The 22590-nt window shown below is 32.4% G+C and carries 22 protein-coding genes; 15 read left to right on the top strand and 7 right to left on the bottom strand.

Annotated elements, in window-relative coordinates; genetic code table 4:
- Positions 1 to 112: 112 nt before the first annotated feature.
- Complete coding sequence (locus tag T329_RS0102675) at positions 113 to 1426, bottom strand: hypothetical protein (protein ID WP_029608895.1); 1314 nt, start codon at positions 1424 to 1426, stop codon at positions 113 to 115.
- 342 nt (positions 1427 to 1768) lie between these two features.
- Positions 1769 to 2497: a phosphotransferase gene (locus tag T329_RS0102670; protein WP_029608894.1), complete on the bottom strand. Its 729-nt coding sequence runs from the start codon at positions 2495 to 2497 to the stop codon at positions 1769 to 1771.
- Between the two features lie 84 nt (positions 2498 to 2581).
- Between T329_RS0102670 and lepA the strand changes: the two genes are divergently transcribed.
- From lepA to hpt, 15 genes are all read left to right on the top strand, one after another.
- Positions 2582 to 4375, top strand: coding sequence for a translation elongation factor 4 (lepA, locus tag T329_RS0102665; protein ID WP_029608893.1), 1794 nt, complete (start codon positions 2582 to 2584; stop codon positions 4373 to 4375).
- Positions 4376 to 4431: 56 nt separating this feature from the next.
- Positions 4432 to 6219 carry an MAG1210 family protein gene (locus T329_RS0102660; RefSeq protein WP_051630144.1) on the top strand — a complete coding sequence of 596 codons (1788 nt, stop codon included), beginning with the start codon at positions 4432 to 4434 and terminating at the stop codon, positions 6217 to 6219.
- 30 nt (positions 6220 to 6249) lie between these two features.
- The gene (locus T329_RS0102655) at positions 6250 to 6918 is read left to right on the top strand and encodes a LemA family protein (protein ID WP_029608891.1); all 669 of its coding nucleotides are present in this window, start codon (positions 6250 to 6252) and stop codon (positions 6916 to 6918) included.
- A gap of 165 nt (positions 6919 to 7083) precedes the next feature.
- Positions 7084 to 8103 (top strand): nicotinate phosphoribosyltransferase, encoded by a 1020-nt coding sequence (locus T329_RS0102650; protein WP_029608890.1) that lies wholly within the window; start codon positions 7084 to 7086, stop codon positions 8101 to 8103.
- Complete coding sequence (gene plsY, locus T329_RS0102645; protein WP_029608889.1) at positions 8096 to 8836, top strand: glycerol-3-phosphate 1-O-acyltransferase PlsY; 741 nt, start codon at positions 8096 to 8098, stop codon at positions 8834 to 8836. The genes T329_RS0102650 and plsY overlap by 8 nt, the downstream gene beginning before the upstream one ends.
- A gap of 109 nt (positions 8837 to 8945) precedes the next feature.
- Positions 8946 to 9509 carry an elongation factor P gene (efp, locus tag T329_RS0102640; protein ID WP_029608888.1) on the top strand — a complete coding sequence of 188 codons (564 nt, stop codon included), beginning with the start codon at positions 8946 to 8948 and terminating at the stop codon, positions 9507 to 9509.
- A complete protein-coding gene (locus T329_RS0102635) occupies positions 9509 to 9811 on the top strand; it encodes an MMB_0454 family protein (RefSeq protein ID WP_029608887.1) in 303 nt (100 codons plus the stop codon). The genes efp and T329_RS0102635 overlap by 1 nt, the downstream gene beginning before the upstream one ends.
- 61 nt (positions 9812 to 9872) lie before the next feature.
- Positions 9873 to 10994 carry a tRNA 2-thiouridine(34) synthase MnmA gene (mnmA, locus tag T329_RS0102630; protein WP_029608886.1) on the top strand — a complete coding sequence of 374 codons (1122 nt, stop codon included), beginning with the start codon at positions 9873 to 9875 and terminating at the stop codon, positions 10992 to 10994.
- Positions 10995 to 11002: 8 nt separating this feature from the next.
- Entirely contained in the window at positions 11003 to 13621 is a 2619-nt protein-coding gene (gene alaS / locus T329_RS0102625; RefSeq protein ID WP_029608885.1) for an alanine--tRNA ligase, read from the top strand.
- Positions 13614 to 14042: a Holliday junction resolvase RuvX gene (gene ruvX / locus T329_RS0102620; protein ID WP_029608884.1), complete on the top strand. Its 429-nt coding sequence runs from the start codon at positions 13614 to 13616 to the stop codon at positions 14040 to 14042. The genes alaS and ruvX overlap by 8 nt, the downstream gene beginning before the upstream one ends.
- Positions 14042 to 14734, top strand: coding sequence for a BC85_0335 family putative methyltransferase (locus T329_RS0102615; protein WP_029608883.1), 693 nt, complete (start codon positions 14042 to 14044; stop codon positions 14732 to 14734). The genes ruvX and T329_RS0102615 overlap by 1 nt, the downstream gene beginning before the upstream one ends.
- 58 nt (positions 14735 to 14792) lie before the next feature.
- Positions 14793 to 15281: a transcription elongation factor GreA gene (greA, locus tag T329_RS0102610; RefSeq protein WP_029608882.1), complete on the top strand. Its 489-nt coding sequence runs from the start codon at positions 14793 to 14795 to the stop codon at positions 15279 to 15281.
- A gap of 42 nt (positions 15282 to 15323) precedes the next feature.
- Positions 15324 to 15995 carry a deoxynucleoside kinase gene (locus T329_RS0102605; RefSeq protein WP_029608881.1) on the top strand — a complete coding sequence of 224 codons (672 nt, stop codon included), beginning with the start codon at positions 15324 to 15326 and terminating at the stop codon, positions 15993 to 15995.
- A complete protein-coding gene (locus T329_RS0102600; protein WP_029608880.1) occupies positions 15995 to 16675 on the top strand; it encodes a deoxynucleoside kinase in 681 nt (226 codons plus the stop codon). The genes T329_RS0102605 and T329_RS0102600 overlap by 1 nt, the downstream gene beginning before the upstream one ends.
- Before the next feature lie 11 nt (positions 16676 to 16686).
- On the top strand, positions 16687 to 17226 hold the full coding sequence (gene hpt / locus T329_RS0102595; RefSeq protein ID WP_029608879.1) for a hypoxanthine phosphoribosyltransferase: 540 nt from the start codon (positions 16687 to 16689) through the stop codon (positions 17224 to 17226).
- A gap of 37 nt (positions 17227 to 17263) precedes the next feature.
- Here the strand turns inward: hpt and T329_RS0102590 are convergent, their stop codons facing one another.
- From T329_RS0102590 to T329_RS0102570, 5 genes are all read right to left on the bottom strand, one after another.
- A complete protein-coding gene (locus T329_RS0102590; RefSeq protein ID WP_029608878.1) occupies positions 17264 to 18625 on the bottom strand; it encodes an FAD-dependent oxidoreductase in 1362 nt (453 codons plus the stop codon).
- A gap of 109 nt (positions 18626 to 18734) precedes the next feature.
- Positions 18735 to 20360 (bottom strand): arginine--tRNA ligase, encoded by a 1626-nt coding sequence (argS, locus tag T329_RS0102585; RefSeq protein WP_029608877.1) that lies wholly within the window; start codon positions 20358 to 20360, stop codon positions 18735 to 18737.
- A gap of 59 nt (positions 20361 to 20419) precedes the next feature.
- Positions 20420 to 20686 (bottom strand): 30S ribosomal protein S15, encoded by a 267-nt coding sequence (gene rpsO / locus T329_RS0102580; protein WP_029608876.1) that lies wholly within the window; start codon positions 20684 to 20686, stop codon positions 20420 to 20422.
- A gap of 169 nt (positions 20687 to 20855) precedes the next feature.
- Positions 20856 to 21728 (bottom strand): FAD synthase, encoded by an 873-nt coding sequence (locus tag T329_RS0102575; protein WP_051630143.1) that lies wholly within the window; start codon positions 21726 to 21728, stop codon positions 20856 to 20858.
- 13 nt (positions 21729 to 21741) lie between these two features.
- The gene (locus tag T329_RS0102570) at positions 21742 to 22581 is read right to left on the bottom strand and encodes a YcsE-related riboflavin metabolism phosphatase (RefSeq protein WP_029608874.1); all 840 of its coding nucleotides are present in this window, start codon (positions 22579 to 22581) and stop codon (positions 21742 to 21744) included.
- Positions 22582 to 22590 lie beyond the last annotated feature (9 nt).

Here is a 22590-nt window from a genome sequence, read left to right as displayed (position 1 = left end):
TATAAACATTTTCTAAATCAGTATTTATTATTTTATATTAATATCAATAATGACTTGAAAATTAATACAAAAAATTCAGGCATGTGCCTGAATTGATGGTATTTACTTTTTACTAAGCTGCTGCGGCTGGAGTTGCAGATGGTTGACCTTCAGTAGTTGTTGAACCACTTGCTGATGAACCTGGTTGTGCTTCGCTTCCTGGTTGTGAAGGTGTGGCAGGAGCTTCGGGTTGGGGTTGAGAAGCTACTGAATCAGTTGCACTTCCACCAATAAATATGAAGAATAGTTTATCTTGATCTTTACCATGTAAGTAAATGTGTTCAAAACTATATGTTTTGCCTTCAGTTACAAATTCATTTTGTGGCAAGTTAGTGATGGTTATTTGATCTTCACCTAATTTAAACACGCCTGTTAATCCTTGCTCGTCTTTAGATACAAATTTTAGATTTGATAAGTTTACAAGTCTATAAAGTTTTGCATCTTCAACATTAACACTTGAAAGTGTTTCAACAGGTACTTCAGGTTGTTCGCCATCATAGAATTTTATAAAATCGCCTTTTATGAATTTTAACCCTCTTCCATCTTCTGGTGTATTAACAACAGTTACAGTTAATCTAACTTTATTTCTTGCGTTAACAAGTTTATCAGATTCAAGTGATTTAAAGTTGTCACCTTCTAATTGGATAAAGTATGCGGCAAATCCGTCAGGAGTACTAATTACATATGTATCAGCAGCTTGGCCGGTAGAATCTTTAATTGTTGAAATAATTTGACCCTCAACAGTAACTTTTTGGCCATTTGTAAATGCACTAAAGTTAGATAGAGACGCCAATGCTAAGAAACCAGTGATTTCTTTAGTTACATCCATTGATTTGTCACCTTCTGTAACTGTTAGAGTAACAACTAATGTTGTTGGTTCATTTTCTTTAACCGCAACCGATTTTACAGCTGTTTTTAAGCCAGCTTCTGTAGTTGATGGGGTAATATCTGTTGTTTGAACTTCGCTTGCTTGTTTTGATTTTTTAAGTTCATCTGTAATTGATAATGTTATAAGTGAAGCATAGTCCTTATCTGAAGTTGCTTTAAATCCTTTAATTTCTTTAGTAATGATTGTACAATCGTCTTTGCCTTCACCAAATTTTACTTTAACGCCAACGTTAATTGCTGTAGCGTCATTTTTACTTACTTCAATTTTTTGAACTGATAATTTGTATTTTTTACCTTCTTTAAGAGTTAATGTTACATCTGTAGCTACAACATCTTTTGCTTGTTTAGAAGCCTTAATTGAATCTGCGACTGTAGCGTCGAAATATTTGCCAAAGTCGATTTTTTCTTTTGTGTGACCACATGCAGAAGCTATTAATGGTAAAGCAGTAAATGCACTTGCTGAACCAAGAGCTAATGTAAGTTTTAGAGATTTTTTCATATCATATTCCTTTCGAGTAATATAAATTATTATATAAAAACAATTTTAAAAATAAAGTTTTTGAATTTGTATTTTTCAGTAAAATAATTAATTAATATTTTTTCAAAAAATGCAGATTTTTCCCCATTTTTTGCGTTTTTAAGACAAAAACCAGCAAATATTAGTTTTGAATTTTTAAATTTGTTTTTTAAAAAAAATAAATATTTTTAATTTTTTGGCCAAAATTAATTTTTTTATTTCAAAAAAACTTATTCAACTATAAAAAAGTTGTATGGGGTAAAAACCTAATTACTTTTTTATTTTTAATTGATTCATTTATAAAAAAAGATAATGATTTGATCATTATCCATTTAATAATTTTTGCAGTTGAGAATCTAGTTCCAAAATCCGTTTTTCATATTTATCTGTATCAAAAGGAGGTTGAGTTTGAGTGTGAACTCATAAAATAACTAAATAATTAACAAGTATTTTGTGTCTTAATAAATATAGTGGAGAATATGAACCATATGCTTGTAAAAAAGCCTGTTCACATTCTGAATCCATACCAGAAGCTTCAATAATATAAGCGAGCTCAAAGTGCTTGTCACCCATTGTGGCATATTCTCAGTCTACAAAATAAATCTTTTCACTAGTTTGAATCATGTTAAAAGGTCACAAATCATTATGTAACGGTGTAGATTTATCCATTTTTGCTAAGGTTTGATTTATTGGTCGAAAGAATTTTTCTAGCACAGGAACTGTGCGTGACAATTCTTTCATTTGCCTACGGTACTGTTTAACTCTAGCGGCATGATTAGATGGTGGAAATTTTAGATTGCTTTGGTGAATTTGTCTAACTTGTTGAGCAATTATTGAAGCATTAGTTAGATTAATAGTGGGCTCAACACCTTCAATAAATTCTCACTTGATTAAATCAGTATCATTTGAAATTAACATGGGTACAAAATCAAAATTACTTAGCAATTGATAATCAATTTTATGGTTAAATCCATTATAAACTTTTTCTTGCACAAATACATTGCCCTCTTGAAAAGAACGATTTGTGTGCCCTTTTTGAATTCTTATTTTCATATTTACCTCGCAATATAATAAAATAATGTAAAATTTTTTTTATTATATACAATTTGATATTTATGTTTATTAATTAGGAGCCTTATGGATAAAAGTAAAATTAGAAACTTTGCAATCATTGCCCACATTGATCATGGTAAAAGCACGCTAGCAGATAGAATTTTAGAATTAACTAATACGGTGGCTAAGCGTGATCTAGAAGAACAAATTCTAGATACTATGGATCTAGAACGTGAACGTGGAATCACAATTAAGCTAAATGCAGTACAAATTCAGTATAAAGACTACATTTTTCACTTAATTGATACCCCAGGTCACGTTGATTTTACTTACGAAGTTTCGCGTTCATTAGCTGCTACCGAAGGGGCTTTATTAATTGTTGATGCCACTCAAGGAATTGAAGCTCAAACACTGGCAAACGTGTATTTGGCTCTTGAAAATAATTTAACCATTATTCCTGTAATCAATAAAATTGACTTGCCTTCTGCCGATGTAGAGCGTACTAAAGCGGAAATTGAACGTGTAATTGGCCTACCTTGCGATAACGCGGTAGCTATTTCAGCTAAAACTGGTATTAACATTGATAAAGTACTAGAGGCTATTGAACAATATATTCCTGCTCCTAAAGATGCTGATGATGATAAACCACTAAAAGCATTGATTTTTGACTCATATTTTGATGAATATAGGGGTGTGGTTATGCTTGTGAGAATCATGCAAGGTAAACTAGCTCGCAACGATAAAATTATGTTTATGTCTTCAGGTAAAACTAATCAAGTGGCCGAACTTGGTGTAAAAAGCCCTTGAGAAGTTAAAAAAGAATACTTGCAAGCTGGTGAAGTTGGTTGAGTAGCAGCTACTATTAGAGACGCAAGAGAAGTTAGCGTAGGTGATACAATCACATTAGTAAACAATCCTGCGGATAAACCTTTAGACGGTTACAAGAAAAAACAACCAGTGGTCTTTACTGGATTTTATCCAATTGATACACGTGATTACATGGAACTAAAAGAAAGTCTTGAAAAAATCGCTCTAAGTGATAGTTCAATTTCTTGAGAACAAGAAACATCTAAAGCACTTGGGTTTGGCTTTAGAGTTGGATTTTTGGGTATGTTGCATATGGAGATTTTGCAAGAAAGGCTAAATCGCGAACACCACATTGAAGTTATAGCAACCAGCCCCTCAGTAGAGTATAAAGTTTACAGAACAGATGGTACACTAGAAATGGTTTCTAACCCTTCGCTTTTACCAGACCGCACATACATTGACAGAATTGAAGAACCTTACATTTTTGCAACCATTATTGTTCCTGACACCTATATTGGCAATGTTATGGAACTGTGCCAAAATAAACGTGGCGTTTATCGTGATATGGAATCACTAGATGGCAACAGAAGCAAAATAACTTACGAAATGCCGCTAGCCGAAATTGTAGTTGACTTTTTTGATCGCTTAAAAAGCTCAACTAAAGGTTATGCTTCATTTGAATATGATCTATTTGGCTACAAAGAAACTGATTTGGTAAAGGTTGACGTTTTATTAAATGGGGATAAAATTGACGCTTTTACAATTATTACACACAGAGATAATGCATATCCTAGAGCCAGAGAATTGTGTCAAAAACTTAAAGATGCAATTCCACGTCAAAACTTTGAGGTCCCAGTACAAGCTGCAATAGGTGGAAAAATTATTGCTCGTGAAACAATTAAAGCGTATCGTAAAGATGTTACAGCCAAACTATATGGTGGTGACGTGACTCGTCGTCAAAAACTTCTAAAAAAACAAAAAGAAGGTAAAAAACGTATGAAAATGTTGGGTTCTGTAGAGGTTCCTCAAGAAGCCTTTCTTAAAATTTTGAAAACTAATATTGACAACTAATGAGAATAGCTCATTTTTTTTACAAAAAACAAATATAATTAGCTGGAAAGGAGATTATGGAAGAAATTAAATATGTTGATCAACCATTAAAGGAATATGACTCTTATAAAAGTTTACATACTGAAAAAACTAAAGAATATTTCGATAAATTGGTTGAAAAATCACAAATTAATGTTGAAGAAAACAAAGCTTTAAATAAAAAAATTGAACAAAACCAAGATAAAGCAAGTAAAGAAAGCTCAACTTTAAAAAAATTAAAATTCGGTAAAGCTGTAAATATAATTATTATAGTTTTGGCTGCTTTAACAATAATTGGCTCAAGTGTAGCTATTCATTTGATTAAATCGCAAACAGCTTTTACAAATTCTAGTTATCTTGGTCCATCATTAGCATTGTCTTTTAGCATTGTTATATTCATTGCCTTAATCATTGTGCAAATATTGGTTATTAATAAAAGAATCAAACAAAGAGCACAAATTTTAGCGCAGTTGAACGAAAAAATAAGTTCGCAAATTCAAAAAGCATATGAGCAACTAGCACCGCTAGTAGACATGTTTAAATTTGGAATGAAACTAACTATTTTTAATCAAACAATGCCTTTTGTTAAGTTAGACAAATATTTTTCAAATGAAAAATTAGCTAAACTTAAAGAAGAATACGGCTTTGTTCCTAAAGATAGCAACGAATCAATGGTAGTGGGGCTTCAATCTGGCTCAATCTATGGAAACCCATTTGTATACAAAAGAGATTTAAATCACAAACTAGGAACTAAAACCTACTATGGAAGCATAACAATTAGCTGAGTAACATACGTTTTAAACTCAGAAGGTCGTAGAGTGCCACACACTCATACCCAAACCTTAACTGCAAGCCTAGATAAGCCTTATCCATATTATTCAGGCAAAACAACATTGCTATTTGGTTCGCACGCCGCACCTGATTTATCATTCAAGCGCGAAGCCCAAAAAATACATGCTTTAACTGAAAAACAAAGAGCAAAATTGGTTAAAAATACTGAAAAAATACTGAAAAAACGTCAAGAAAAGCAAACTTCATTCACTGCTTTATCAAACACAAAATTCGAAACTTACTGAAATGCACTTGATAGAGATAATGAACAACAATACCGTTTATTATTCACGCCGCTAGCACAAAATAACATTTGCGAGTTGCTAACCGATAATGAAAAAGGATACGGTGATGACTTTAGTTTTAGAAAATTAAGAGAAATGAACTTTATTAGATCTGAAAGTCTTACTGATTTTGAGTTTATTGAAGATTTACAAAGACTTAAAGATTACAATTTTGATCGCATTCAAAATGAATTTAATAGACAAAATAGTGAATACTTTAAACATATTTACTTTTCATTAGCACCATACTTTTCAATTCCGATTTATCAGCAAACTAAATCATTAGATTTTATATACAAAGATTGATCAAAAGGTAAAATGAGCAAATATGAACATGAATACCAATTGAGCTTTTTAGATCGCGATCTATTCAAGCACAGAAAAGTTAAAACCGAAATCATTATGAAAACTCAATTTATTGACAATAAAGATGGTTTTGAGAACTTAAAAGTTCATTCGTTTGGTTATGATATTGTTCCGCGCACTGAATACGTATTGATGCGTGGAGGCGATGGAAAAATGCACAATGTTCCTGTTCATTGAGACGAATATATTCGTTACGATAACGAAGTTAAAGCCAAAATTCACCCAATGGAATCATTGATGTCAGATGAAAATTATGCTGAAGAATTCTTTGAATTTGACGGTAAACACCCAGAGCAAAGTGCAAGCAAATTAATGACACTCAACGCTCTAGTAAATGTAATATAATTAAAAACTATAAAGAAACTAAGGAGAAATATGTCACAACAATTAGACGAATTCAATGACCCAATTCTAGAACAAGGTCACGATATTAACGTAATTAACAAAAAATTACTTGTTAAAACTGGCGTTGGTTCAATCATTTTTGAAGTTATTTTATGATTATTTATTATTCCTGGCTTAATCTTTTTATTCAGAAAGATAAGTGCACAAAAATATTTATCAAAATTGCAACAAAAAATTCAACACAACGCATCACAAATTGATAACTACCTAGAACAAAGAGGGCAAATTATGCAAAACGTTGCTTCTCTAGTTGAAAAATCAATCAAACTAGACGAAAACGTGATGACAACAGTAGCGGCTTATCGTTCAGGAGTAAATTTAACTGATGAAACTAGATCACAAGCTGCTCAACAAGTTGACAGTGCAATGAGAGGTTTAGCTATTCAAATTGAAAGATACCCAGAATTGCAAGCACACGGTGCATTAAGAGATGCATTGCAACAAAACTCATACTTGCAAAAAGAAATTACTGCTGCTAGAGAACTATACAACGACTCAGTTCTTGAGTGAAATGAAGCTATTTTTGATTGACCAGCAAAAATGATTGTTGCTGCTAAAAAAAGATACACAACAAGAATTCCTTTTGCAATCAGCACAGAAGCTAAAGAATTTGCTAGATCTAATTTCTTTGCAAAATAATCTTAAACACGTATAAAAACGTGTTTTTTATACGTTTTTTCAGAATTTATATAAAAAAACGCCAGTGTTTTTGGCTTAAAGCTAAAAACACACATTTTTTGGTGCTAGGTATATAATAATGTCGCTATAAAACGTATAAATTAGCAAATTTTGAAAGGGTAAAATATGAGCACCAAATACGATAGATATATTTCTTCATACTTTCACCGTGCCGAAGAAATTATTAGACAAACCAATCCAAACAACGTAATTAAATTACAATTCTTCCAACGTACAGATAATTGTTTAGTTGCAGGGATGAATGAAGTACTTGAACTATTGAAAAACAATACAGATACGTCAAAATATACAATTAGATATGTACCCGAAGGTACAGTTGTTAATGCCTTGGAAATTGTTTTAGAATTAGAAGGCCACTACCAAGATTTTGGTAAATATGAAGGAATGATTGATGGCATTTTAACTCGTTCATCAAACATTGCAACTAACGCACGTAATTGTGTTTTAGCCGCTAAAGGTAAAGACATTATTTACATGGGTGATAGAATGGACCACTGAATGATGCAAGAAATTGATGGTAAAGCAGCTACCTTAGGTGGTTGTGCATCAATGTCAACTGATGCACAAAATGTTGTTCCAAGTGAAACAACATTTGGTTCAGTTCCACACTGTTTAATTCAAAACTTTAATGGTGATACAGCAGCTGCCATGAAAGCTTACCAAAAAGTATTCCCACAAGATTCATTGATTTCTTTAGTTGACTACCACAACAACGTAATTAGAGAATCACTTGCTTCTTATGAAGCTATTGGCGACAAATTGTGAGGTGTGCGTATTGACACTTCAAAAAACATGAAAGATCACATGTTTGACAATGAACCTGATAATCCAGAATACTACGGTGTTAACATTGAGCAAGTTAAACGTTTAAGAAAAGCGCTAGATGAAGCTGGTGCAACTAATGTAAAAATTGTAATTAGCAGTGGCTTAAACGCTGAAAAAATTGCTAAATTTGAAGCAGCAAACGCACCTGTTGATGCTTATGGTGTTGGTCAAGCAATGTTTAAACCTATTGTTTCATTCTCAGCTGATGCAACAATGCTAAATGATCACAACCAAGCTAAAGAAGGTAGATACTACCGTACAAATGACAAATTAATCGTTTACAAAGGTTCAAATGATTAATTACCCACAATCACAAACACAAGTTTGAGCAATAATTGGATTAAATTTAGCTTTAATATTATTTGGCTACATTATTGGTTCATTCAACACCTCAATTATTTTGTCTCGTAAATACAAAAAAAGCGATATAAGAAATTATTATTCACGTAATGCGGGTGCAACTAATTCGTTGCGTACATATGGCAAAAAGTTTGCCTTAATTGTATATTTTGTTGATTTTTTCAAGGTTGTAATTCCCACATTAATTTTTACAAGCTTGCAAAATCATGTTTTCAAAGAATTTGCGCAAACATACTGAATGAGCCCTCAATCTATTGGGCTAGGCGTAATCATTGGACACTGCTGACCTGTCTTTTTCAAATTTAAAGGTGGCAAAGGCGCAGCCTGCACTTCAGCATTTATTTTAATGATTAACCCAATTTTATTCCTAGTGGCTTTTATTACCTTTTTTGGCACTGTTTTAATTAGCAAAAAGGTATCACTAGGTTCAATTCTAACTGCAGTTGTAATTAGCCCATTGGCTTTAATTCCTTGATTTACACAAGGAATTAGTGGATATTGATTGAATTTCATTAATTATTCAGACAATATTTCTTGATCTAATTTACAACCTTATTGATATGTCAGCGGAATTTACTTTTTAATTAGTGCAATTATCATTTTAGCTCTGCACAAAAGTAATATTCAACGTTTACTAGCTGGCAATGAGTCAACTTTATCGCTTAAAAAATAGCTCAAGGCAAATAAGCCTTGGCTTTTTTAAAATTTGTGTGTTGATTTTTACATATTTAATATAAAATTTGAATATTAATATTTAACAAGCTAAAAATAGGAGAATAATCATGATAAACGTTAACACATTTAAGGGCGGAATCACATTTGAAGACGAAGGCGAAATTTTTGTAGTTATTGAAGCTCAACACTCAAAACAAGGTCGTGGGCAAGCTAACGTTAAGGCCAAAGTTAAAAACCTAAGAACAGGAGCCATCACCATCAAATCATACACTGGTGGAACAATGATTAAAAAGGCTCACATTGACAAAAGACCAATGAATTATCTATATTCAGATGGCAATAACATCATTTTAATGGATAATGAAACATACGAACAAGTTGAAATTCCAACTTCACACGTAGAATGAGAATTGAACTTTTTAAAAGAAGGTGCAAGCGTAAAAATTCGTAAATTTGGCGAAGAAATTCTTGACATTGAGCTTGAATCTTCAGTAAATTTAGTTGTAACTGAAGCCCCAGAAGCAGTTAAAGGAAACACAACCACCAACCCACAAAAAAGAGTTAAAGTTGAAACAGGCTATGAATTAGACACTCCAATGTTTATTAAAGAAGGTGACACCATCACTATTTCAACTGAGACAGGTAAATACCTAAGTAGAGGCAAAGAGTAATGAACGTGATTACAGTTTCTTGTGGATACAACCAGTCTTATTCTGTTTCAGAAGAAGCTTTGCAACAATTAATTCAACAATGTGCTAGCGATACAAAATTTTTAAAATTAGACGGCACACCTAGAATTGTATTTAGCAAAGATAACTCAAACGCATCATTTATTATCGATGTCAAAATCAAGAAAAATAAAAGTTTTTATGACATTATTGAAGGATTTTCAAAAGAATTTGAAACTCGTTTTGTTAGTTTAATTGACATTAAACCACAAGATATTAGGGTGTGTTTTACAGGAAATTATTAAATTTTTACCAACCACCAATTGTGGTTGGATTTATTATTTATATTTAAAGTAAAGGAGGCATATGGACAAAAAAATAAAGGTTATTTTAGGCATGTCTGGTGGCGTTGATTCTTCAGTTGCTGCTGCATTGCTACTTGAACAAGGCTATGAAGTTGAAGGCTTATTCATGCGTAATTGAGACTCATTTGTCAACAATGATTTTTTAGGCAACGAAGATATTTCCAAAGATATTTGCCCACAAGAACAAGATTATCAAGATGCGCTTAAAGTTGCTCAAAAACTTGGTATCAAATTGCACAGAGTAGACTTTATTAAAGAATACTGAGACAATGTGTTTGAAAATTTTATTTCTGAATACAAAAAAGGACGCACGCCTAATCCAGATATTTTGTGCAACAAGCACATTAAATTCAACGCCTTTGCCAATCATGCTTTTAATGTGCTAGGAGCCGACTTAATCGCAATGGGCCATTATGCCGATGTACAAAATGGACACTTATACAGAGCAAAAGACCAAAATAAAGATCAAACATACTTTTTAGCACAATTAAGTCATCAGCAATTACAAAAAGTTATTATGCCTCTTGCTCAATATACCAAAGATCAAATTCGCGAAATTGCTGCTAAACTTGATTTAGCAACAGCCTCTAAAAAAGATTCAACTGGAATTTGCTTTATTGGCGAAAGAAATTTCACAAAATTTTTACAAAACTATATTCCAGCTCAACCCGGCAACATACATTCAATAATCGATAATAAAATTGTTGGCAAACACGAAGGTTGCTATTACTATACATTAGGTCAAAGAAAAGGTCTTAATTTGGGTGGAATGAATGAGCCTCACTATGTTTGCGGACATGATGTAGCCAAAAATATAGTTTACGTTGCGCCTGCTTCTGATATTTCTTATCTAGAATCAGATGAGTTATTAGCAAGTGGGTTAACGCTTAATAATACCGATTATGATCCCAATAATTTAAGCGCAAAATTTAGATACCGTCAGCAAGATATTGCTGTAAAGATTGAAATTTTGCCAAATAATTTTGTAAAAGTATTTTATCCAACTAAATCACAAGCCGTCACACCAGGTCAACAAGTAGTACTTTACGATGGTCAAAAATGTTTAGGTGGAGCAACAATCGAAAAAATTTATTTAAACAATCAAGAAAAAACATATGTTTAGGAGTAAATATGGACTCAAAATTAATTAGAGAAAAATGATTAAAGTTCTTTGAATCAAAAGACCACTTAATCGTTGAAAGCAAGAGCTTAATTCCAGTTAATGACCCTTCATTACTTTGAATTAACTCTGGAGTTGCAACCTTAAAAGACTATTTTAGTGGCAAAAAAATTCCACCCAAAAATCGTTTAACAAACTCACAAAAAGCAATTAGAACCAATGATATTGAAAATGTTGGCGTAACTTCACGTCACCATACATTTTTCGAAATGCTTGGTAATTTCAGTATTGGCGATTATTTTAAACCTGAAGCTATTGAGCTAGCTTATGAATTTTTGACCACTGTGCTTAAACTAGATTTAAGTAGACTTTACTTTACTTATTTCAATGAAGATGAAGAAACCAAAGCAAAATGATTATCTTTAGGAATTGACCCAACACATTTGATTCCAGGTGGCAAAGATACCAACTTTTGAGACGTTGGTGCTGGACCATGTGGGCCATGTACTGAAATTTTTTACGACCGTGGCGAAAAATATGATGCAAGGGGTGCTGAATTAATTAGAGAAGATATTGAAAACGATCGTTTTATTGAAATTTGAAATATTGTCTTTAGCCAATTCAACAATGAAGGTGACAACAAATACACTGAATTGGCGCAAAAAAATATTGATACTGGTGCTGGATTTGAAAGAATTGTTTCAATTATGCAAGATGCCCCAACAAACTACGATTCAGATTTATTCCAAAACATCATTCACGAAATTGAAAAATACACCAGCTTTAAATATGACGTAAATAACTACTTCACTAAAGAAGAACGTCAAAGAGAAATCAATACTAACTTCAAAATTATTGCTGACCACATTCGTACAGTAGCTAACGCATTAGGCGATGGCGAAACTATTTCAAATGTTGGTCGTGGGTACATTATTCGTAGATTAATCAGACGCTCTATTTACAAAGGAATGCAACTGGGTATTAAGGGCTTATTCTTATACAAACTTGTGCCGGTTGTTAAAGACTCATTGCCGTTTGAATACGATGTTGAATTAGTTCAATCAGCAATTAAGGAAGAAGAAGAAATTTTTGCAAAAACAATTGAAAATGGTAAAGAACTGCTAGAAAGCCACATTGAACAAGGGGCTAAAACTTTTGATGGTGCTACAGCATTTCACCTACTGGAAACATACGGCTTCCCAATTGAGTTAACTATTGAAATTTTAGCTAAAAAAGGAATTGAAGTAGACTTAGCAGGCTTTGAACAGGCTAAACAAAAACACATTGAAGCTAGCCGTGGAAACAAACAAGGTGGAATGGAAAAAGCCATTAACTCATTAGCTTTAATTGAAGGTAAAATTAGCGAATTTGTAGGCTATGATTACACACAGTATAAATCAAGAATTATTGAACTTTTTGACACTGAAAAACGTGTAGATAGCATTGACGGCGTTGCTTATGCACTGCTAGATAAAACTCCTTTTTATGCAACAAGTGGTGGTCAAAAACACGATGAAGGCTACATCATTCAAAGCGGTAATAAAATCAAGATTATTGACGTGTTTAAAGATAAATTTGGTAACCATGTTCACGTTTTAGAAGGCAAAATCAACACCAAAGACGAATTAGAGTGCTTTGTTGATGAATATGTGCGTATCAATTGTGCGCGTAACCACTCAGCAACACACTTAATGTTCTCGGTTATGAGAAAAGTTTTAGGTCCCCACATCAAACAATTGGGTTCAGATATCAATGAAAATAGATTCACTTTCGACTTCCCGGGCGATACTAAACCTACCCCTGAACAAGTTGAACAAATTGAGCAAGAAATGAAAAACATTATTGCTCGCGACATCAAGCGTGAATACATTATTGCTACAATTGAAGAAGCAAAAAATCAACACGCAGTTATGACGATTGAAGAAGATCAATACATGGATCCTAAAGCCGTGAGAATTGTTAAATGAGCTGATGTAACTAGTGATTTATGTGGTGGTACACACTTGCCTCACAGTAGCGTCATGGAAGATTTCAAAATCACAGAAGTTGAGAAAAAACAAGCTGGTGTGTACCGTTTCAGAGTTGTAACTTCTGCTAAATTGGTAAAACAATGATTTATGGAACAATTAGAAATTGCACTTGATGAATTCAATAACTCAGTAGCTAAAGTTCAATCATTAGAACCTTCATACAGCTTTGGATTAGTTCTAGTTGATGATCTTAAAGAAAATTTAGCTATGATACAACGTGCAATCAACAGCGTTCGTGAAGACTACAAACGTATATACAAGGAAATATCAGTTGTTGAATTTGACTATGATTCAGTAGTTTTAGAAAAAATAAACAACATTGATGTTTACATTAATTTAGATGTAGACGCTAACAACATTAAAGTAACCGCTTCAACTCTAAGAGAAAAACACCCTGAATCAATCATTTTTCTAGCGAGCCCAAGCGCTGAACAAACTTTATTAGCAATTGCCTCAAAAAATCACGATGCTAATGCATTGTTTAAATTAATAGCCACAAAAACAAATGGACGTGGTGGTGGTTCCGCAATTTTAGCTATGGGTAAAATCGCTAACGTTTCAAACTTAAAAGAAATTATTATTGAATCTTTAAATGCGTAAATTAGCTTTTGACTTGGGCACTAAAACATGTGGTTTTGCGATTAGTGACTCATCAGCAATTATTGCAAGTGCTCTTACAACAATAACTTTTGAAGAACAAAAATTTGAAAATGTTATTGAGCAAGTAAACAAGTTTATTAATGAATATAAGGATATTGATAGTTTTATTTTAGGTTATCCACTTCGTAGTAATGGCAACAAGAGCGAACGCACAATAATGGTTGAAGATTTTGCAAAATTATTGCATCAACACTTTGACCAAAATGTGTATTTTGTCAATGAATACGGAACAACTATACAAGCCGAAAACACATTAAAAAGCACCAAAATGAGTGCAAAAAAACGTAAACAAGTTAAAGACACTGTTTCAGCCGTTATTATTTTGCAAGAGTTTTTAAACTATGGAGGAATTAAAGCTTAATGAATTTTAAAGTTACAGTTCCTAGCTGAGTTAGTTGAACCTTATTTGCTTCAATGATACTAGTTGCTATTTTGGGTGTAAGCGTATTCTTTTGATCAAGATGAAAAGTCAATCAACTAAAATCCAAATACAAAACAGAGCAAGAAAAATTAAATCAACAGCGTTTAATTGAAATTAGAGGCGAAAACTGAAATAAAGTGCCAGAAGAATTAAAACTAGCTTTTAATAGCGAAGTTGATCAAAATGATATTGAAAACATTGTTAACACTGTGATTTTGAACAATTATTCTACAATCTTAATCGCTTCGACAAATCATGAATATGAAGCTTCTAGCTTACTATATTTAACGGACGCTAATGTTTATATTCCTAATTCAAACTTAAACGTTAGCTTATGAAATATCGTTATAACAATGCAACCACAGTATTTTAAAAGAAGCTTAAATATAATTGATTTAGCTTCCACGCAATCAACATATGATTTAATTCTAGCCACAAATAAAAATAAACAAAATATTGATATTTTTGAATCTTTTTTCAATAAATTAAATCAAAATGGTATGTTAATGATTCGTCAAGACATCACTGATAAATCTGAATTAAATTCAACATTGAAAACTTTAAAAATGGCTCAAGTGCCACACGAAGTTATGAAAATTAAAGCCAAATATTTACTTATTGTAAAAAAATAATTTTAAAACTATAAATTTAAGACAACTTGATAAAATAAATGAAATATAAGGAGCAATTATGACAGATAAAAGACAAGACAAAATTTATTTAGCTCAAGAAACTCTTGATAAATATAATGCAGAATATCAAGAATTAGTTAATGTAAAAAGAAAAGAAGTGCAACAAGCACTTAAGGAAGCTCGTGCACAGGGTGACTTGTCAGAAAACGCCGAATACGATGCAGCTAGAGAATTGCAAGGTGCTGTTGAAGGCAGAATTAGAGAGCTTGAAGCTATCCTTGAACGTGCTGAAGTTATTACAAACGAAGACGCAAGAGGTACAACAAAAATTGGTGTTGGTGCTACAGTAACATATGAAAAAGTAGACTCTGGTGAAATCAAAAAAGTAACAATCATGGGTGTACACGATAGCGATCCACTAAATAATAAAATTTCTAATGAATCTGCTTTAGCAGTTGCTTTAGCTGATGCTAAAATTGGTCAAATTGTTGAAGTTGACGTTGCTTCAAAATATTCAATTAAAATCATAGACGTCGAATACAAGTAATTATTTTAATTACTTTTTTTGTCAAAATTTTGGAGGTAAACAATGTTAATAGGTATTAGCGGAATGATAGGAAGCGGCAAAAGTGTGCTTACAAAAAAACTTTTGCAACACTATCCTAGTTCAATTATGTTAAAAGAGTTTGAAGAAGATGATGAAGTATTCAATCAATTCCTGGAATGACTTTACAATAAAACGCCAAATTTAACAATTGGTTTTCAATCATATGTAGTTGAATCACACACATCAAAATTAGCTGAATTAATGCAAAAATTCAATGAATTGGGTAAAAAACACTCAAAAGATCACGTCTTCCTAGATCGCTTTAGCATTGAACACTACATTTTTGCAAATGTTAATCTAACTCCAAAAGGGCAAAGATATCTAGACGGTTATGATGCTTTGTTTAATGAGTTGATTACCGAAGATGAAACACCAGATTTAGCAATTTATTTAGATATGAGTTTTGAAACATTCAAAAAACGTTTATTTGCGCGTGGTCGTGAAGTAGAAACTCAAAATTATGCTCAAAATGAAGAGTATTTTAAACATTTACACAGTGTTTATCGCACAATTTTTGAATCGCAAGCCAAAAAATTCGGCATGGATTATATTATTATTGACACCAATAACTTAAGCGAAGAGGAAGTGCTTCAAAAAGCAGTGCAAATCATTAGTGATTTTGATTTTTCAAGCAAAAAAAGGTTTTTAAAATAATGATAATCGGAATTAGTGGAATGATAAGTTGTGGTAAAAGCACGTTGAGTAAAAATCTAGTCAATCACTACAAAAATTCCATTTTATTGGAAGAATTTGAAGAAAATGACCCTGTTTTCAACACATTTTTAAGATGATTTTATGAGCAAAAACCTAATATTGAATTAGGATTTCAATCATACATTATTGAAAGTTTATCAAATTCATTTCAAGAATGCATGGCGCAATATCAACTAAAAAATTTAAATCCTAAAACTGATCACATTTTTTTAGATCGCTTTAATTTAGAGCACTATATTTTTGCTTTGATCACGCTGAAAACTAAGCCCAAAAAATATTTGTTAGCTTATGATAAAATGTTTGCACATTTGGTTGATAGAAGTGAAAATCCTGATTTTGCAATCTTTATTGATATAGACTTTGAAACTTTTAAAGAACGAATTTTTGCACGTGGTCGCCAAAGTGAAATTGATAACTATAAGCAAAATGAAGAATATTTTAAAGAACTACATGCATTATATAAAGATTTATATGTCAAGTTGATGCAAACTTACGATATTCCTTTTGCTGTTATTGATGCAAACAACAAAAATGAGTACGAAGTGTTAGGCGAAGCCATCAAAATTATTGAAAATATTGACTTTTCTGAGTCAAAACGGTATAATTGTAATCAAAAATAAGGGGAGTTAATATGGATCCAAGATTTACCAAGATACTTTATACACGCGAGCAAATCGAAAGCAAGATTAAAGAATTAGCTCAGTGAGTTAATGAAACATATCGTGATTCCAAAGATTTGGTTCTTGTTGGCTTATTGAAAGGTGCAGTTCCTTTTATGGCTCAATTAATTAAGGATATTACCGTGGAAAATGAAATGGCATTTATGATTGCTTCTAGTTATGCAGGTGGAACAGCTTCAACTGGTAATGTGAAAATTATTATGGATATTGAAACAGATATTCAAGGCAAAGATGTGCTTGTGGTTGAAGATATTATTGACTCTGGAATTACATTGCATAAAATTTCAAATATTTTGCGTAACAGAAATCCAAAATCTTACCGTATTATCACTTTATTAGATAAGCCACATCATCGCAAGGTTGATTTAACACCAGACAAAGCAGCTTTTGTGGTTGAAGATTCATTCCTTGTGGGTTATGGGCTTGATTATGATGAAAAATTAAGAGGTGTGCCTTTTATTGGCGTCTTTGATCCAAATTTAAAAAAATAATGTACAAAAAACGGCTTTAACGAGCCGTTTTTAAGTTTTATTTGTAGCTAATACCTAAAGCTTTTAGCATAGGAACTAGGAAGAAGTTGAATGGTTTGTTGAAGTGAGGTAAGAAGAATACGTCTGTTAGAGCAATTTCAGGTAAGGTTAAGCCTTTTTGAATTGCTAATGCAAACATGTAAATTGTTTCAGCGTGCAATGTTTTGCCTCATGAACCTAATTGAACACCAAGTAATTTGAATGTTTTTGAATCATAAACTACTGTAATTGCAACTTTTTCAGCTTCACGCATGAATTCTGGTCTATCCATGTCTTCTCAGTGAACTGAAGCAGCATCTGCAAAACCATTGGCTTTAGCAGCTTCTAAAGTAAATCCTGTACCTGCGTAGTGGCAATCAAACACGTTAATAGCGTTTGTTCCTGCTACACCTGGGAAAGGAACGTTAACACCCGCAATGTGAAGAGCTGCAACTAGACCTGATTTAACAGCGTTAGTTGCTAAAGCAACGTGTCTGTTGTCACCTGTAACAACGTGTTTTAGCGCACATGAGTCACCAATTGCGTAGATATCTTGATTTGAAACTGATCTTTGGAATTCATCAACAATAATTGCACCGTTTGGAAGTTTTTCAAGTTCAACAAAATCTGTTCTTGGTTTAAAACCAACACACATTACTACTAAATCAGTTTTGTATTCGCCTTTATCTGTTACAACTGAAGAAACGTCTTTGCCGTTTTGTGATCTAAATTCAACAACTTTTTCGCCTAAAGCAAGGGTAACACCTTCTTTACGCATGTTTTCTTCCATCACTGATGTAAATTCTTCACCAAAGTAGTTGCTTGCAACTCTTTTGTTAACATCAATTAAAGTAACTTTTTTACCTTTTAGTTTGAAAGCTTCAACTAGTTCAACACCAATGTAACCTGCACCAACGATTGTTACATCTCTAATGTCTTTGTCGTTAGCATATTCAATTAATTTTTGTGCGTGTTGGTATAGTTTTGAAAGCACAATATTGTTGTATTCAATACCTTTAATTTTAGGTTCGATTGGTCAAGTACCACCAGCGAACACTAATTTGTCATAGCTATCAACAAATGTTGTGCCATCTTCTAAGTTACGAACTGTTACTTGTTTTTTATCCTTATCTACCGCAACAACTTCGTGGCTTGTTTTTAAGTTTACGCCATAGTCGTTTCTTAAACTTTCAGGTGAAGAGTAGAATAATCCGCCCGGTTCATCAAATTCACCAGCAACTCAAACAGCAATACCACAACCTAAAAATGAAGTGTTTGTATTTCTGTCATAAGCTGTAATTTCAACATCTTTATTAACATTTTTCAATGTTCTAATAAACGATGTTCCTGCGTGGTTTGCACCAACTAAAATAATTTTCATATAATTTCCTTTCAGTCTTATGAAATATTTATATTTCAATTATAAAATTAATGCGGTTTTATGGTAATAAAAAAGCAAATTTTAGTGATTGATATAAAAAGCAAGGTTGTTAAACCTTGCGTGGAATTGAAATACCTAGTAGGGCTAGTCCATTTTCCAAAACAATGTTGACAGCTCTCACGAGTGCACTAGCACTATTTTTGTCTTCACGTTCTAGAATTTTTTCAGTATTTGAATATCAAGAGTTGAACTCTTTAGCAACCTTAATAATGTATTGAGTAAGCGTGTTGGTTGATAACTTATCTACTGATTTTTCAATGATATTTGGAAATTCTAGTAGCAATGAAATTAGTTTAATATCTGCTTCATCTGAGTAGTGTTCGGCTTGTAAAGCGTCTAGATTAATACCAACTTTGTCTAATAAAGCAATTGCTCTAGCATTGGCGTATTGAACTAAAAATGATGGGTTGTCATTGGTTTTAGCTGTTGCTAAATCAATGTCAAAGTCTAATTTAGTATTCGTTGTACGATCCAACAAAATAAAACGAGCAGAATCTGTGCCAACTAAATCAATAAATTCACGTAATCAAAAGCTTGTACCTTTACGTTTTGACATTTTAAACTCTTCGCCGTCTTTAATCAAACGAACAAGTTGCATGCATAAAACGTGTAATTTGCTTGAATCATTGCCTAAATTTTTCATCGCCGATTCCATACGTTTAATGTAGCCAGAGTGATCCGCACCTCACACGTTTAAAATGGTTGGATTGGTGCCATTATTGTGAAATTTGTAGTCATGGTAAGCAATATCGGGTAAAAAGTAGGTAAATGAACCATCAGATTTAATTAAAACACGGTCTTTGTCGTCACCATCTAGAGTTGTTTTCAATCAAAGAGCTCCGTCTTGCTCATATGTGTTTTGTAATTTTGCGACTGTATCGTGAATTATTTTTGAATTATTAGTATATAGGCTTTTTTCACTGAAAAAACGGTCAAAATGTACATTAAAACGACTTAAATCGTGTTTAATTTGACCTAAAAACAGCTCAGTTCCCTCAGTTTTAAATAATTCTAAAACATCATCTTTTAGCTCAACATTTACAAATTTATCTCCATGTTTTTTATTAAATTCTTGAGCTGCTCAAACAATATCCTCGCCACGATAGGAATCTTCAGGCATAGCAAAATCTGGCTTAAAAATTTGTTGATAACGAGCATAAATACTTTCAGCCAATAAATTAATTTGATTTCCAGCATCATTGATGTAGTATTCACGAGTTACATTTAAACCGCTAAATTCACAAATATTAGCAATTGTTGAACCAATTGCGGCATTACGCGCGTGTCCCACGTGCATAAAACCAGTGGGATTGGCTGAAACTCACTCAATATTGATGTTGCCTGAACGATTGCCTTTACCGTAGTTTTTGCCTAGTGAAATTATTTGATTTACACCATCAGCTAAATAATCATGAGAAAGGAAAAAGTTAATAAAGCCAGGTCCAGCCACTTCAATGTCTTTAATTTGAAGCTCTTTTTTAAATGGTTCTAGCTGCTCAATAATTTGACTCGCTAATTGTTGTGGGTTTAATCCTTTATTACCCATTGCCATATTGGTTGTGAAATCGCCATGTTCTTTTGGTTCAATTAAAACAACTTGACGCTCAATATTTAAATTATTTGCAATTTGAGTTAATTTGTTCAATAATAAGTCTTTAATCTGTGATTTATTCATTATTTAATTATACTAAATGCCACTGATTAAAAAAGAAAACTCGCCGGGGCGAGTTAGAACTATTTTCTTAGGTTTAGTTCGTTTAGAGCTTTGGTGTATAGATCAAAGTTTTCTTGTTTTAGGTGAGCTAAAAGAACACGACGTTTTGAAATTTTAGCCATGAAACCACGACGTGAGTGGTTGTCTTTAGGATTGTTTTGGAAGTGTTTTTTTAGGTCTTCAATTTCAGCTGTTAAAATAGCAATTTGAACAAATGAACTACCTGTGTCTTTTGAATCTTTACCGTATTTAGCTACTAATTGTGCTTTTTGTTCTTTTGTAATCATAATAACTCCTTTATTATGTTTTGTCCAAGCATAAATTCATTGATTTAACCTAGAGCAAAAATTATTTAAATTAACGTGTTAATTTTAGCACAAAATCAATAAATTTACTGAAATAAATTTAAAAAATATTGGTCATGTAAACACCTATAAACTCAGTGTATATGTAAATTTATTGACATTTACTCAAGAATGCAAAATACTCTTTTGAACGTGTAAGATCATCATCGTTGCTTTCTTGATTTGAATTTTCATAAAAAGGTCTTAATAACATATTAACAGTCACTTTGCATTGGTGTGTATCAAGACTAGTTCAGTTAAAATCAATCATTTCAATGTTTCTAGTACCATCAGTTTTAACCAAAAGTAAACAATAATAATACATTTCGTTAATTTCGATGTTAGCACAATAAACGCCCGGACGCATTGGCATTAATTTTTCAGGTACGTGAAGCTCCAAAAAATTGCTAATTTTAGTGATAGAACAATTAAAACCATATTTAAATAAGGAAAGTAAATTGACTAAGTCAAAATCGCCAGCCCCAACCAATTCTTTGATAAAGGATGTGGAAACTTTTTGGTCATTGTTTAATTTCATCACATCAACTGCGTGATAATTTTGGCCATATTGTTGGGCGAGTAAAGCAGAATTTCCTGATGCGTTAACGCCAAATTTAAAATCTGTGCCAGTAATAATATCAAAATCTTCTTGGTTTTTAGTTAGCTGTGTTAGAAAATCAAGTGGTCAAATGTGTCTAATTGCTAAATATTTTAAACGCAAAGCGTGTTCAATGCCGATACCTGCGTATGCTTGCAGTCTAAACATTTCATCTGTTAGAAAAACACCATTATTTTTAGGCATATTTTCCACATCAGCAAAATAAACTATGACAATGTCGCGCTCATATTCGCTTGCAGCTTGCAGCTGTTTTGCTTTTTCAAAAAGCATATTGTGACCGATGTGAAAAGATTCAAAAGAGCCAATCATAAAGATTGGCTGTTTTAGTTTGGGTAAATTAGTTAAAGAATATACATGTAAAGCCATGACGATATTATACTTAAATTAGGTTTAATTCTTTTAATTTTCAGTAAACTCCATCACTTTTTACACTTTTAGCAATGTCTTTAGCTACTTGTTTTAAATGTTCATCAGCTTCTTCCATTACTACGCCTCAAGCGGCATTGCTTACCATTTCAAAATCGTTGGAGCTATCGCCAAAAGCTATAACATTTTCGCCATTTTTTAGGCCTAAATATTGACAAAGTCAATCAATTGTGTCAGATTTGGTTACGCCTTTAGGGCAGATGAATAATCCCCTGTGTCAAGTTGCATTAATTTCAAGATTTAGGTTTTTTTCTTTAATAATTTGTTTCATTTTAGCAACAACTATATCCGTGTTTTCTTGTGAGTGGGTTTGAATTGTAATGATATGAATGTGCTCTTGGTCAATAGCATCAAAATCAATGTGTTTCATTTTAGCATGATGTGGAGTTAAAAATCATGTATCTATATTCATGCCCTGAGAATAATAACATCAGTCAAGATCGGTAACAGTCATACCGTCTGCTTCATCAATATTGAGTGTAGCATCATAAATTATTTTTAGTTCATTTAGTGCAATTGTTTTTTCAAAAATAATTTTTTTGTTCGCAAAATCATAAACAAACATTCCGTTTGCGCCTATAAAATAGTCTAAATCTGGCGTTTTATTCATCAAGTTACCAATGGTGATAAATTCACGAGCAGTTGCTAAAACACTGTATATTTTTTTGTGTTTAAGCTCTTTAATCATTTGTGTAACTTGGTCGCTAAATTGCCTTTGTGCGTATGGTAAAAGTGTGCCGTCGATATCAAAAGCAGCTAGTTTGATGTTTTGTTTAAGTAATGCTTGTGTCATAATGCTCCT

Source organism: Mycoplasma simbae ATCC 49888 (genome assembly GCF_000702705.1).
GTDB lineage: Bacteria > Bacillota_I > Bacilli_A > Mycoplasmatales > Metamycoplasmataceae > Mycoplasmopsis > Mycoplasmopsis simbae.
This window is presented reverse-complemented; position numbering and strand designations above follow the sequence as displayed.